General features: G+C 68.0%; 10 protein-coding genes. 4 read left to right on the forward strand and 6 right to left on the reverse strand.

Annotated elements, in window-relative coordinates; genetic code table 11:
* Positions 1-30: 30 nt before the first annotated feature.
* Positions 31-996: a tRNA (guanine-N7)-methyltransferase gene (locus tag M3498_04735; GenBank protein ID MDQ3458603.1), complete on the reverse strand. Its 966-nt coding sequence runs from the start codon at positions 994-996 to the stop codon at positions 31-33.
* A 112-nt stretch (positions 997-1,108) separates the two neighbouring features.
* Positions 1,109-2,173: a nitrilase gene (locus tag M3498_04740; GenBank protein MDQ3458604.1), complete on the reverse strand. Its 1,065-nt coding sequence runs from the start codon at positions 2,171-2,173 to the stop codon at positions 1,109-1,111.
* 116 nt (positions 2,174-2,289) lie between these two features.
* Here M3498_04740 and M3498_04745 point away from each other — a divergent pair, with 116 nt between their 5' ends.
* From M3498_04745 to M3498_04755, 3 genes are read left to right on the forward strand one after another with little or no spacing between them, the layout of a single operon-like run.
* Positions 2,290-3,342: an LptF/LptG family permease gene (locus tag M3498_04745; GenBank protein MDQ3458605.1), complete on the forward strand. Its 1,053-nt coding sequence runs from the start codon at positions 2,290-2,292 to the stop codon at positions 3,340-3,342.
* Positions 3,343-3,345: 3 nt separating this feature from the next.
* Entirely contained in the window at positions 3,346-4,422 is a 1,077-nt protein-coding gene (locus tag M3498_04750) for an LptF/LptG family permease (protein MDQ3458606.1), read from the forward strand.
* A complete protein-coding gene (locus M3498_04755; GenBank protein MDQ3458607.1) occupies positions 4,423-7,368 on the forward strand; it encodes a hypothetical protein in 2,946 nt (981 codons plus the stop codon). It begins immediately after the preceding gene.
* Between the two features lie 123 nt (positions 7,369-7,491).
* Here M3498_04755 and M3498_04760 read toward each other — a convergent pair whose 3' ends face one another.
* Positions 7,492-8,040, reverse strand: coding sequence for a Uma2 family endonuclease (locus tag M3498_04760; protein ID MDQ3458608.1), 549 nt, complete (start codon positions 8,038-8,040; stop codon positions 7,492-7,494).
* A gap of 148 nt (positions 8,041-8,188) precedes the next feature.
* On the opposite strand from M3498_04760, the gene M3498_04765 reads away from it, so the two are divergent.
* Positions 8,189-9,454 carry a hypothetical protein gene (locus tag M3498_04765; GenBank protein ID MDQ3458609.1) on the forward strand — a complete coding sequence of 422 codons (1,266 nt, stop codon included), beginning with the start codon at positions 8,189-8,191 and terminating at the stop codon, positions 9,452-9,454.
* 91 nt (positions 9,455-9,545) lie between these two features.
* Here M3498_04765 and M3498_04770 read toward each other — a convergent pair whose 3' ends face one another.
* The 3 genes from M3498_04770 to M3498_04780 form a co-directional block, all read right to left on the reverse strand.
* Complete coding sequence (locus M3498_04770; GenBank protein MDQ3458610.1) at positions 9,546-10,730, reverse strand: mechanosensitive ion channel family protein; 1,185 nt, start codon at positions 10,728-10,730, stop codon at positions 9,546-9,548.
* Between the two features lie 8 nt (positions 10,731-10,738).
* Positions 10,739-11,809, reverse strand: coding sequence for a phosphate acyltransferase PlsX (gene plsX / locus M3498_04775; protein ID MDQ3458611.1), 1,071 nt, complete (start codon positions 11,807-11,809; stop codon positions 10,739-10,741).
* Between the two features lie 130 nt (positions 11,810-11,939).
* A complete protein-coding gene (locus M3498_04780) occupies positions 11,940-13,154 on the reverse strand; it encodes a DUF3095 domain-containing protein (protein MDQ3458612.1) in 1,215 nt (404 codons plus the stop codon).
* Positions 13,155-13,219 lie beyond the last annotated feature (65 nt).

The raw sequence follows: 13,219 nt of genomic DNA on the forward strand, positions 1-13,219 counted from the left end.
GGGTGGGTTTGTTCTTGGAGCAATGTTTGCTCAATACGACGCCTGCTCGAGCCTAAGCCCCGGCACCCCCGCCATCAGCCAGGTGACGACGGCGTGAACGGCGCCCTTGACGGTCCTGGTGATGACCGGGTCGCCGAAGGACTCGAGCGAGACCACCAACCCCCCCTCCTCCTTGGGCCGCACCGCCACCAGGACCCCCTGCTGCAGGTCGGGCTCGTCCACGGTGGCGCGAAAGAGCAGGCGCGCGCCGTGTTCGCCGCCCAGGCTGCGGCAGAGTTCCAAGAGGATGACGTGGCCGTCGGCGTAGGGACAGACCTGTTTGCTAAACTCGAGGCTTTCGGGCAGCTTGCCCGACAGAACCGCGTGGGGCATGGCTTCTCTCTCCAGGTTAGGGTGCGGATTCGCCAGCGGCGTCACCAGGCGAAACCGCCGGTAGTAGAGGAGCTTGCCCTGCGCCCTCCACTTGAGCGCGTACTTCGTCTCGAAGACCGCCTCGGGCGGCTCGGCCTCCTCGACCGCGTAGCGGCCCGAGCTGTCGGCTTCGCCAACGGCAAAGGCCAGATAGTCGGGGTGATCGGTCGCCAGCTTGAGGGCGCCGCCGGGCCTCAGCCGGCCCGCCGCCAGCTCAAAGAAGCTCCGTTGCAGGAGGCGGTTCTCGGCGTGCCGTTCCTTGGGCCAGGGGTCCGGGAAGTTGACGGTGATGCTCGACAGCGAAGCCGGCGCGAAGAGCGCGCGCAGGGCGAACTGCGCGCTCACCTTGACGATGCGGACGTTGCCCAGCCCGGCGTCCCGCACCCGCCTCATGGCGCGCAGGATGCTGGCGCCGGAAATCTCCAGGCCGACGAAGCGGGTTTCGGGCTCGCGCAGGGCGCGAAAGACGGTGTAGCGGCCATCACCAAAGCCGATCTCGAGCTCGAGGGGGCCGGGCGCGCCGAACTCGGCCTCCCAGTCGAGCGGCAACGGCCGCTTGCGCCACAAGAGCAGCGGCGCACTCATGCCGGGCAGGGTATGGCGAAAGGTGCAGGACCCACAACCGCAGCGCGGCTGAGAGGGAGGTGGCGCGAGGGGAGGCCCGTACGTCCGGTCACGGCCCCAGTCTAACCCGCGGCTAGCCCGGCCCGGTCCAACGTGGCGCGAGCTCGACCGTGGCGCACACGACCTCCTCCTCGTCGTCGCTCTCGGCCACCGCTAGGAGGCCGGGATAGCCCTCGAGCGCCGCGTCATGAAGGGCGGTGTCGTGAAAGCGGGTGTTGGCGACGATGCTCGAGCGCCCCCTGGGCTCGAGGTCGTAGACCGCACCCACCAGCATCGGGTTGACGCCGTACTGGAGGTAGAGGCGGTCCTGAAGCCCAGCCCTCAGGCCGTAGGAAAACCAGGCGCTCTCCTCGCTGTGCCTGGGGTCGGCGGGCCACGCCCTCTGCCAGGGCGCGTGGTTGGCGCTCGGCTGCACCACCACCCGGGCGCCCAAGCCGTCGAGCCGGTCCATCACCGAGCCGTAAAAGGCGTCGAGGCAGATTGCCACCCCGACCCGGCCGAGCGGGGTCTCGAAGGTATGGACGCCCGCGGGCGAGCCGCCCCGCAGCCGCGCCCTCAGCTCGGCGGGCGTGAGGTAGCTCTTGGTGGTGCGGTCGAGGAGGCGCCCGCTGGGGCTGAAGGTAAAGGCGGTGTTGAAAACCTGGGGGCTGGTGACGTAGAGCCCGCGCGACGCTTCCTCCTCGAGCTGGGGCAAGAAGATGCTGCCGGCGACGATGGTGGCCTGGTAACGCCGGGCCGCCGCGGAGAAGGCCGCCCGGTAGGCCAGATAAGCCTCCTTGGCGCGCGTGAGGTAGAGCGCCCCGAGCGGACCGGTCCGGTGCCGCAGAGCGGCGGCCAAGACGCCGCGCCGCTCGCGCAGCAAGAGGGCGCGAGCGGCGGCGTAGGCGGTCTCGTGGGCGGTCTCGTGGCCGGCCCTGGCCGGCCGCCCCTCAGCCCCCAGGGCCAGCAGCAGGGGAAAGCCGATAGCCTCGGGAAAGGCGAAGAGCTTGGCCGCCCCGTCCAGACCCTGGGCGGCCCGCGCGCAGAGGGCGTCGATCCTGGCGGCGAAGCTTTCGGCGGAAAGGTAGTCCGCCAGGGTCATGGCCGCCTGCACCGCCACGAGATGGACCCTCATGGGCAGGCCTTCATGCGTGGGCATGCGGCTGAGCCTTCATAGCCGGACCTTCATGGGGCCAGTCTACTGCCGCTCGAGCGGGTGAAGACCTTTGCTCCTCCCTTGTTGGGTTTCTCACACGTCCTGGGTATACTGGCGCGGTGTCTCGGCTTTCTCGCTACCTCCTGCTCGAGGTATCCATACTCTACGTCGTCGGCGTAGGCAGCTTCATCCTGCTCCTGATGATCGATTTTTTGACCCTGTGGGCGAGATTTCTGATCGACTTCCAGGCGCCGCTCGGGGTGATCGGCCGGCTGCTGACCTTCCAGCTTCCTTACTTTTTGCACCTGTCGCTGCCCGTCGCGGTGGTCTTCGCGATCCTCCTGGCGACGGGCCGCCTCGCCCGCGACTCCGAGCTCAAGGCCGTCTACGCCAGCGGGGTTCCGCCCCTGCGCCTGCTCGCGCCGCTGCTCCTCTTCGGCGCCGTCGTGAGCATTATTGCCGTCGTCAACAACGGCTTTTTGGAGCCCAGGGGCCAGGTCGCCTACGAACGCACCGTGGCCTCGTTCTTTTACGAGCGCCCGACCGCCGAGGTGCAGCCCGACGTGTCCTATGTCTTGGCGGACGGCAGCATCTTTTTCGCGGGGCGGCTGCGCGGGCTGGAAGACGACCTCGACCAGGCCCAGCTCCAGGGCGTCCTGGTCATCTTGCCGGACGGCAGCCAGATCAGCGCGCCCGCGGGCGTGTGGGACTCGAGGGCGCGGACCTGGGCCCTGGACGAGGCGGTGCGCAGCGCGCCGGACGCGCCGCCCGAGAGGCTCGGCGGCCACGTCCTGCCCTTCGACACCCGGCGCGGCAGCGAGCTCGTCCCCCCCAATCAGAGAAGCCTGGACGGGCTCTGGGACGAGATCCGCGCCGTGCGCGAGACCCGCGGCGACGCTAGAGAGCTGCTCTTCGAGTTTCACCGGCGCGTCGCCGACGCCTCGGGCGCCCTTATCTTCGCGCTCTTGGCGGGTACGCTCGGCCTGGGCCTGCGCGGCCGCAGCGGGGGCTTCGCCTGGACCATCGTGCTCTTGGTGGTCTTCTACTTTCTGTGGACGCTCGCCGGCGACCTTCACGACCAGCGCGTGCTCTCGCCCGCCCTGGCGGCCTGGTTCACGCCCGCCGTGGTCGGCGGTTTCGGCGCGCTCTTGGCCCTTACAAGGCTCAGGTAGCTCGTGAAGCGCTTTAGCCTCTACGTGGTAAGGGAGATCCTGCCGCTCTACCTCGCCGGTCTGGCGGTGCTCATCCTGCTCATCCTGGGCGCCTTTTTGCAGAGCGTCTTGGCCGACGTCATCGCCCGGGGCGCGAGCCCGGCGCTCCTGGCCCAGTTTCTCCTCTACAGCCTGCCCGCCGCGGCGAGCTACGGCCTGCCCTTGGCACTGCTCTTCGCCTCGCTCTTGGGCCTCACCCGGCTCAGCCAGGACAGCGAGATCAAGGCCGCCTTCGTTCTGGGCCTTAGCCCCGGCGCCTTTGCCCTGCCCATGCTGGCCCTGGGGCTGGGCGTCAGCCTCTTCGCCTTTTTGAACAACGAGCTCATCGTACCGCGCAGCAGCGCCCGGGCCCTGGAGGTCCAGAAGGACATCCTCATCCAGAGCCCCGGCACGCTTCTAGAAGAGGGCAACTTCTTCACCGACGCCCTGGGCCGCAGCGTCTATATCGAGAGCCTGGAGCCCGGCGGCGTGGTGCGAAACGTCACCGTCATCCAGTCGGGCGGCAGCGCCGGGCCCCAGGAGGTCATCCGGGCCGAGGCGGGGGTGCTCGACGAGGCGAGCGGGCTGTGGCGCTTTTCCGGCGGGCGCTTCATCACCTACCGGCGCAGCGAGGTCATCCTGGATGCGGGCTTCGCCGGCGCCGAGGTGCCGCTGCGGCGGCTGGCGGCGGCCACCGCGGGCAGCTTGGAGCTCACCCAGCTGCCGCTCCGCGAGCTCTTGGCGCGCATCGGGCGCGGCCTCGAGTCGGGCGCCCGCATGAGCGCGGAAAGAACCGCCCTGCACCGCAAGTTCGCCGAGCCCGCGGCGGCCACGGCCTTTGCCCTGCTGGCGCTGGCCGTCGGCCTGGTCTCCTTTAAGGGCACCTTCAGCCTGGGGCTGGTGAGCGTCTTCGCGCTCACCTTTCTCTACTACGCCACCTGGAGCGTCTTCAACCTGCTGGGCGCGCAGGGCACCCTGCCGCCCGAGCTGGCGGGCTGGGCGCCGGTGGCGCTCTACGGCCTGGCGGGAAGCGGCCTCTTGGCCTGGGTCTGGAGAGCCTAGATGAAGAGCATCTTTTGGGCCCTGACGCTTGTCGCGATTGGCCTCGGCGGTACCGCCCTGGGCCTCACCATCGAGATCGAGGCCGACGGCCTCGAGCAGCGCAACATCACGCTCCCCGACGGCACGGCCGCGCAGCTCGTGGTCTTGACCGGCAACCCCGCCTCGCTCAGCTTCGAGGGCGGCTTCGTCCAGGCCCAGACCTTGGAGTTCGACGTGACCAACCGGCTCCTGCGCGTGGTCGGCGAAGGCTACTACCAGGCCGAGGAGGGCAGCACCACGGGCGAGGACTTCGTGGTGGACTTGAGCAGCGAGCGCTTCAGAGCCCGTGATATCATTCTCGTCACCGCCGCCATCGACATCACCGGCCTCGAGGTGACGCGCTTTCCCGGCCAGGTAGACGTGCTCTCGGGCTCGTTCAGCCCCTGCGGTCGCTGCGCCCAGCGCAGCGAGGACTATTCCTTTCACGCCGAGAGCCTGCGCCTCTACCCGGGCGACCGCATCGTCGCCACGGGGGTGACGGTGATGCTCCGCGGCGCGGCCATCTTCACCCTGCCGCTCATGGTCTACCCGCTCGGGCCCGAAGAGCGGCGGCCGCGGCTGTCCGTCGCCCAGGGAACGGCCACGGTACGCGCCGAGGCCAGCCTCGACTGGCCCTACACCGCGGGCGCGGGCGCCTTTGGGCTGCTCTCCTTGCGCTACTGGGCCGACGTGACGCCGGGCGGGGGCACCTTCTTCAGCGAGAACCTGCTGGGCGGCGGCGTCGACACCCACTACCTGGGCGGCAGCATTCTCCACCGCTACTACACCGACGAGGCCGAGGGCGAACTCGACGTCGGCTTTACCCCTTACTTCCAGGGCGCCACCCCGGACCTGGACCAGCGCGAGCGGTTCCGGCTGCGCTGGCGCCACGACTCGCTGCCAGACCTGTCGCTGCCAGACCCGGGCGCTCCGCAAGACCCGGGCGCCGGCGGCGACGCGCCGCGCATCGCTATCCTGGTCGAGCGCGACGACGCGCGGCGAGAGCGGCTCAGCGAGTACCGCTTCAGCGCCGACAGGCTGCTGGGCGATTTCCAGTTGCGCTTTTTAAGCCGCGGCTACATCGACCATGAGCCCGAGCTCGGCCTGCGCCTGCCCTCTTACCTCACCTTCAACACCCCCGAGCGCACCTTTGGGCAGCTCAGCGTAAGGAGCCGCGAGGGCGTCAGCTTCAGCGCCGGACCCTTCGTGGCCAGCAACCTCGAGCTCGACCTGGGCGTCTTCGAGGACAGCAGCAACCGCCTTAGCCGCGGGGCGGTTACCCAGGGGGAGCGGCTCAGCGAGGGCCGGCTGTTGCAGGGCAGCAGCGTGCGCCTGTCGCCGGTGAGCCCCTGGGCGGGCCTCACCATCGACGGCTTGAACACCTTCCGCGGCCAGTACTACACCACCGGCGAGCGCCTGGTGCAGTGGAACAGCCGTTTGAACGCGCTCCAGGACTTCGGCGGCCTGGGCAGCCTGAACGTCACCTTCCAGCGCCTCGTCAGCGAGGGCGAGACGCCGTTTAACTTCGACGCCCTCACCCCGGCGAGCCGCACCGAGCTCAGCGGGACGCTCTCCTTGCGGCCGCTGCCCTGGCTCAGCCTGGGCCTGCGCGAGACCTACGTCTTCGTGGACACCAGGCGTCCCGACGCGGTCGGACCCGGTCCGCTCGAGACCACCCTCACGCTCTTCGAGAACCTGAACTGGCTGAGCCTGGTCCTGCGCAACGTCTACGATGTTCAAGAGGGCGATCCGGGCGAGTTGCGCGCCGAACTCGCCCTGCGCCAGGCGCCCTTCACGCTCGAGCTGAGCCACATCCAGGATCTAGACCCCCAGAGCCTCTCGCGCCAGCTGGACGAGGCGGTAGACACCACCCGCACCACCGGCCGCTTCGGCTTCAGCCTCCAGCCCTACCTCCAAATCGACGCGCGGTCGGGCTATACCTACGCCCCCGCCGCCCCCGCCGCGGACGGTGTCTTCGAGTTCTGGGACCCGCTGCGCCTGGTGGTGACCGCCGGCAGCATCGAGCAGGCCGCCCTGCTTGGCACCCTCGCCCTGCCCGGTGCCCGGGTGACCTACGTCCGCGACGTAAACCGCGGCGAGACGCAGCAGCTCGGCCTCGAGTTCGCCGCCTCCTTAGACCCCTTCGAGCTCTACTTGCGCCAGGAGCTCGACTTCGTCCAGAATCGCTTGGGCAACTCCCGCTACGTGTTCAACTGGCGCGGCGTCTTGGGCTTCGAGGCCACCGGCTTCGCCGCCCTGCCGCTCGAGTGGTTCGGCCTCACGCCCGACCCCCTGGCCGCGCAAAACTGGGTCTTTCAGCTCCGCGACCTGCAGCGCCCGGACGGGGTCGAGGCCTGGAGCCTGCGCTACAGCACCACCTTCAACCCGGCCCTGGCCGAAGGCCTGGGCGGCTTTCAGGGAAGCCGCCTGGACGCCTTTGTCAACGTGCCGACCGGCGCCGTCGGGCCGCTCACCTTTGGTGTCGACCTCGCCGCCAACCTGCTCGTGCAAGACGACCTCTTGCCGGTCAGCTACCTGCAGAGCGCCAACCTGCTCTTGAGCGCCCAGCTCGCCGAGCGCGTCGGCCTGCAGGGAACGCTGCGCTACCGGAGCCTCTTCGACGGCACGGCGGTCACCGGCAGCACCCTCGAGTTCGCCGACTTGGCCCTCACCGTGCGCGTCCTCGACGACGTCTTCGTCTCGACCATCTTCAATGACGTCTGGGACTTCAGCGGCGCCAACCCCGAGCAGAGCCCCTGGAACCTGCAACCACTCGTCTATGTCGTCTGGGACCGCTGCTGCTGGGCGCTCTACGGCTCCTGGGACACGAGCAGCGGCCGCGTCTCGCTGGGCGTCGGTGCGCCGGGCGGCAGCGAGGGCCTGCAGCAGGAGTTCGAGACCGATATCCGCCTGCCGGGACGGGACTAGTGGTCTTCCCTTAGTAGCGAGACCAACCTCTGACCTTGGGAAGCAGCGTGTGGATAAGAACACATCTTGGTGCATCCCTGTAGTAGCGGATAAGACGCTTGAGGGTAAGGAATACCCATAAGGCTAGCATACCCCTTCGTAAATGTCCGCCAGCGACAGGCTCAACTCTGGGCAAGGGAACGGCACCACCCCCTCGCCCGACGCCTCGGCTTGCCACCACCTCCTTGCCTCGTCGCGGTAGTGGTAGCTCACCTTCGACTCGTCTTGCGACACCATCATATAGGTCTGCAAACCGGCAAGTCTCTTGTAGTGAAAGAGCTTCTCACGCCGGTCGGTGGCATCGGTGCCGGGCGAGAGAACCTCAACGACGAGGCAAGGGCGTGTCTTATAAAGGGCTTCGCGGTCTTCAGAGTCGCATACCACCATCACGTCCGGGTAGTAGAAAAGGCTCTCTGTACCGCTCTCTGTACCATGGTCGATATGGAGCTTCATATCGCTCATAAAGACGCGGCATGCACTCCCCCTCGCCGCCGCCCAGAGATGGCCGAAGATATTTCCGGCGATGCGGTTGTGGGACTCCGTGGCGCCCGCCAAAGCGTAAAGCTCGCCCGCCACATACTCGTGACGCACGGCGCTGAACTCTTCCAGCGCCAGATAGTCGGTGACGCTCATAGGCGACGCTTTGACTGCTGGCTGCATGCCTCGAGTGTAGCACGGCGACAGCACCTGTTGACGCCAACGAATGGTAGGCCCTTGACTGGCTACACTGGCTACCAGGTTCCATCTGGCGGATCTCATCCCGGCACAGTAGGATGAAGAGATGACACTGGCTCAAACCATACCGGCGAACAAGATAGCTCTGGGCGCCCTGGGGCTCCTGCTGCTCGGGCTGGCTGGCTGCACCGGTACCACCGCGGTGCAGCCCGACGTCCTCCTGGTGGTCGGCTACAGCGACGCGGCGGGCGGCAAGGTCGCCCTGGTGCGCGCGGAGACGCTCTGCACCGGAGCTGACCCCATCTGCCAGGAGCAGGCCGTCCTGGCGGGCAGCGAGCGGCCGCTGCCCGCGCCCCCCGTCGCCTACGACTTCACCAACCGTCCGCGGGAGCGCGACGAGCTCGTGGTCCTGAGCCGGGCGGGCAATGTGCTGGGCGGCCCGGCCTTCCTGAGCTTTTTCGTCAGCGCGGACATCAGCCCGAACGACCCAAGCGGCTTTGTCGAGGCGAGGCCGGCGCTCGAGCTCGGTCCTGGGCTCGCCCGGACGCCCGCCCTGCAAAACGTCGAGCTGAGCTTTTGCCCGGTTCATGTCCAGGTCTCGGCGACGGGTCGCTACGCCGCGGTCCTCAACGACAGCCGCGGCGCCTGCGCCAGCCCCACTGCCCTCAACTCGGTGGTGGTCCTGGACCTGCGGCCGGGGCCGGGCTTGGCGCCGCGCATCGTGGACGTTGCCGACGACAACGTCTTGCCGGGCGGCCTCTACCTGAGCCAGACCTTTGCCGGTGCGAACGACCGGCTCTTCTGGACGCAAGACCGCGGCGATGCCCGCATCCTGGACATTCCGCTGCCCCGGCCGGCCGGGACCCTGCCCCGCATCGTTGCCGAGATCGCCGGTACCCTGGCCAATCCGGTCGTTGACCTGGGCGCGGTCGGCCCCACGCTCATCGCTCTGCGCCCAGGCGACTTCTTGCCCATCACCGGCCTTCCCGACAGCCCCGAGCTCGGCGACAGCGTCGACACGGCGCTCACCAACGCCCGGCGCCTGGTCACCCAGGAGACGGGGCGGCTGCCCAGCCTGGTCCTGATCGGCACCGGCCGGATCGCCATCCATCTCGATCAGGACGACCCCGAACCCGCCGAGGTGGGCATTCCTGGCGTCGTGGACGGCACCATCGACGAGGCGAGCTTCGCCTACTTTATCGCCGCGCCGCCAGCGCCGGGGGGCGACGCCGTCATCCACCTCTTCGACTTCGTGTTCTACGACCCGGCGGTGGCCCCGCCGCGGGTGCAGCCTTTTCCCGTCACGGGCCTCGGCGACCCCGCCTTCATAAGCTGGGTCTTGGCTCGTCTCGAGCCGCCTGCGGCGCGCTGACGCGCCTTCGACCCCACAAAAGGCGCCTTCGCCCTCACGACTCTGCCCGCTCAAAAGTCCCCTGGCCTCATCCCCTCAAGGCGGGGATGGGCTATTCCTGGGCTCTCGAGCCGCCGCCCAGCTCGGGCCGCTGACCCTCGCCCCAGTAGACCGTGAGGTGCGGAAAGGGGATCTCGATGTTTTCGGCGTCGAAGCGCGCCTTGATGCGCTTACGAAATTCACGGGCGGTGTTCCACTGCTCCTTGGGCAGCGTCTTGAAGAGGCAGCGCAAGGCGATGCCCGAAGCACCCAGCATCTCGACGCCCAAGACCTCGGGCGGCTCCAGGATGCGCCACTGCCAGTTCGGGTCCTCGGCAAAGCGCTCGGCCTCGTCGCGCAGAACCGCGAGGGCCTGCTCGAGGTCGGTGCGGTAGGCGACCTCGATATCCATCACGGCGCGCGACCAGTCCTTGCTCATCACCGTGGCCTTGTCGATCTGGCCGTTGGGGATGATGTGGACGCGGCCCTCGACGTCGCGCAAGGTGGTGATGCGCAGGCCGATGGCTTCGACCAGGCCGGTCAGCCCCGCCACCGTGACCACGTCGCCGACGCCGTATTGGTCCTCCATCAGGATGAAAAAGCCGGTGATCAGGTCCTTGACCAGGGACTGCGCGCCAAAGGAAATGGCCAGGCCCAAGATGCCCACCCCGGCCAGCAGCGCCGCGATGTCGGCGCCGAGCTGGCTCAAGACGAAGATGACGAGCAGCGTCGAGACGACCACCTGCAGGGTCGAATCGACCACGCTGCGAATCGTCGCGGCGCGGGCGACCTGGCGCTCGAAGCGCTGGCCGCTCACCGGCGCGATCACCCCGGTGGCCCTGCGGGCGACGCTCAGCAGGGCGTTGGCGGCCACGACGGCGAGGACGATGACGATGATCCGGCCCGCCCCGCCCGTGACCAGCCAGATCCGCACGCCAAGGGCCATGTCCGACAGGAGCGGCACCCCGAAGCGCATGCTGAAGAGCCCTAGGAACAAGAGCAGCGCGCCCGCGAAGAGGGTATTGTGCAAGTAGCGGTAGATGACCGCAAGGCGCGCCTGCTCGCCCTCCCGGCGCGCCTCGTCCCAGTCGCGGCCGGCCAGGGCGCGGCGGGCACCCTGCGCCCAGCGCGTCAGGAAGAAGCCCAGGAGAGCCAAGACCAGGAGCGTCAGGAAAGCGTCGCTGGCGAGCGCCAGCAAAAACGCCGTGGGGTCGTTCTGGAGGACTCGCCGGATGTTCTCGAGCCAGTTCACGTTCATGACCCCACCTAGCTTTGGCTCTCTCGGGTCCGGCTCTCCTGCCGCCCGGTCTCCTGCTGCCCGGTCACCTGCTGCCCGGTCTCCTGCGCCAGTGCCGCCATGTCCCCGCGCAGCCGCTCTACCAGCCCCACCTCGACGGCGCGGCTCGAGGTCCTGAGCGCGTTCCTGACCGCCACCGCCCCCGACGAGCCGTGCCCGATAAAGACGAAGCCGTCCACGCCCAGCAGCGGCGCGCCGCCGTACTCGTCGGGGTCGAGCCTAGCCGCCACCCTGAGCAGCGCCGGTTTGACCAGCGCCGCGCCGAGCCTGGTCATGGCGCCGCCCGCGAGGAGCTCCTCGCGCAGCCAGGCGAAGAGCACCTTGGCCTCGCCCTCGGCCAGCTTGAGGACCACGTTGCCGGTAAAGCCGTCGGTCACCACCACGTCGGTCGTGCCCCTAAACAGGTCGCGCCCCTCGACGTTGCCGTAGAAACGGATGCCCGCGGTCTCGCGCAGGAGCGCGTGCGCCCGGATCACCAGATCGTTGCCCTTGTGCGGCTCCTCGCCGATCGAGAGCAGCCCCACGCTGGGCGCGCTCTTGCCGAAAAAGGCGCGCGCGTAGGCCGCGCCCATCACCGCGAAGTGCTGGAGATGGCTGGGCCGGCACTCGGCGTTGGCGCCCACGTCCAAGAGCGCCACCCGGCCCTTTTGGCTGGGCACGTCGGTCAAGATAGCCGGCCGCTCGACGCCGCGGATGCGCCCCAGGCCCAGGAGGGCCGCCGCCATGGTCGCGCCCGAGTGGCCCATCGACACGCAGGCCGAGGCCTCGCCCCTTTTGACGAGCAGCGCCGCTTGCACGATGCTCGAGTCCTTGCGGCCGCGCACCTCGCTGGCGTGATCCTCCATGGTGATGACGTCGCTCGCGTGGTGGACACGCAGGGGCAGCGCCTCGGTGTTCTTGCCCTCGAGCTCGGCTTCGATCCTCTCGCGGTCGCCCACCAAGACCACGGGGATGCCCTCACCGGCCGCCAGCAGCGCGCCCTGCACGGTCGCCGCCGGCGCCTGGTCGCCGCCCATCGCGTCTAGTGCTATCGCTTTCATGAGGACAGGATAACAGGAGTCAGGAGGAGACCTGGTCCGGCCGTCTCCATGGTCCTTGCTCATCGACCTGCGATGGTCTCACGCTCAGCCGCGGTCCGCAAAGGCGTCGCGCGTCAGCATCAAGGCGCCGCTACACTTGCTGTCTTGCGCTCCCTTGACCGGCGCCTTCAGCCTGCCGCTGGGCGCTAGCCTGGAGGCGCTTCTTCATGGCTCGAGCCGCCAGTGTATAGCCGCCATCCGCCCCATCCACAAAATGCACCTGGCGACCCATCCGTTCAAAGACCAGACAGGTCATGATGGCGCGGTCGGAGGTGTGGAGGCCATAGACCAACTCGCCCGCCCGGTATCTGCCGTCAAGCCACCGGGTCAAGCTTTCTCGTTGCCGCGTGGTGCCGGAGATCACCATCCGCAGGGTGTCGTCAAACTTCTTGTAGTCGACGGTCTGCTGCACCATCGCGGGATAAAGCACCCATTCGGTCTTCCCGGTGACGATCCTGCCCACGACAAACAGTTTGAACAGCAGGTTCTGGAGCCAGATCTTTCCCAGATAGACCTGCCGGCGCAAGGGCCGCGGGCCGCTTCGCAGCTTGGCTTCGAAGCTCAGCGTTTCGGGATTGAACGAGGGTCGGAGCATATCCAAGGCGATGGGATGATGATCGGCGTCCGCTCCATAGCAGCGGGCTATTTCGCTAAGAACCTCACGGTAGAGCGCATTGTCATCTTCCGGCAGCCCGGTGGTAGCCAGAATCAGCAGGCTGACGGTTTCCCCATACTTGCTGGCGATGTCACGCCAGCGACACTCCAACCCGCTCAGGTCAGCCTCCGCGCCGCTGCCGTCATCGTCGACCGCGTAGCGTTCGGCCGTGGCAGGATTCTTGACGAGCTCTTCGGCATGGAGAAGCCCGCCCCCGGTGAACATGGCCTGGACATAGTTGTCCGACACCTTGAACTTGGCAACGTCTAGCGGGTGGACTGCCAGCAGGCTGGCAACCGGCACCAGCCCAACCCGCAAGTCCAGCTCGAACTCGCGCCGTGCCAGCGCCTGGACGCCCAGCAGGGCGGTCTCCGCCGGAGCTAGCAGCGACGGCGGGATCAGCAGGATGGCGCCGTCGCCACCAAAGATAAAGGGGATTTCAATCTTTCCGGCGATATTTAAAAGGGCGACGATAACCGCGGCGCCCACCATATTCACCTGCTTGTAGCGCCCGGCGAGGAGCGCCTCGGTTGAGCCCTTGACGTCGGCTACGACGACGTACCACTCGGCTGGGACGGCTACGTACCTGCCGGGATCGGTAATATCCGAAAAGTTCTCTACGGTTGCCAGATCGGCATAGAAGGTATCCATTTTTCAGCTCTCAAATTCCACGACGGGCGAATCCAAACCGGCAAAAGTATTGTACAAGAAGGCTG

The sequence above is a fragment of the Deinococcota bacterium genome, assembly GCA_030858465.1.
In the GTDB taxonomy this organism is placed as follows: domain Bacteria; phylum Deinococcota; class Deinococci; order Deinococcales; family Trueperaceae; genus JALZLY01.

Excerpts from the sequence above, each read along its gene's own strand:
- M3498_04735 (MDQ3458603.1), bottom strand. The coding sequence starts at position 996 with ATGAGTGCGCCGCTGCTCTTGTGGCGCAAGCGGCCGTTGCCGCTCGAC.
- M3498_04740 (MDQ3458604.1), bottom strand. The coding sequence starts at position 2,173 with ATGCCCACGCATGAAGGCCTGCCCATGAGGGTCCATCTCGTGGCGGTG.
- M3498_04755 (MDQ3458607.1), top strand. The coding sequence starts at position 4,423 with ATGAAGAGCATCTTTTGGGCCCTGACGCTTGTCGCGATTGGCCTCGGC.
- M3498_04760 (MDQ3458608.1), bottom strand. The coding sequence starts at position 8,040 with ATGAGCGTCACCGACTATCTGGCGCTGGAAGAGTTCAGCGCCGTGCGT.
- M3498_04765 (MDQ3458609.1), top strand. The coding sequence starts at position 8,189 with ATGACACTGGCTCAAACCATACCGGCGAACAAGATAGCTCTGGGCGCC.
- M3498_04770 (MDQ3458610.1), bottom strand. The coding sequence starts at position 10,730 with ATGAACGTGAACTGGCTCGAGAACATCCGGCGAGTCCTCCAGAACGAC.
- plsX (MDQ3458611.1), bottom strand. The coding sequence starts at position 11,809 with ATGAAAGCGATAGCACTAGACGCGATGGGCGGCGACCAGGCGCCGGCG.
- M3498_04780 (MDQ3458612.1), bottom strand. The coding sequence starts at position 13,154 with ATGGATACCTTCTATGCCGATCTGGCAACCGTAGAGAACTTTTCGGAT.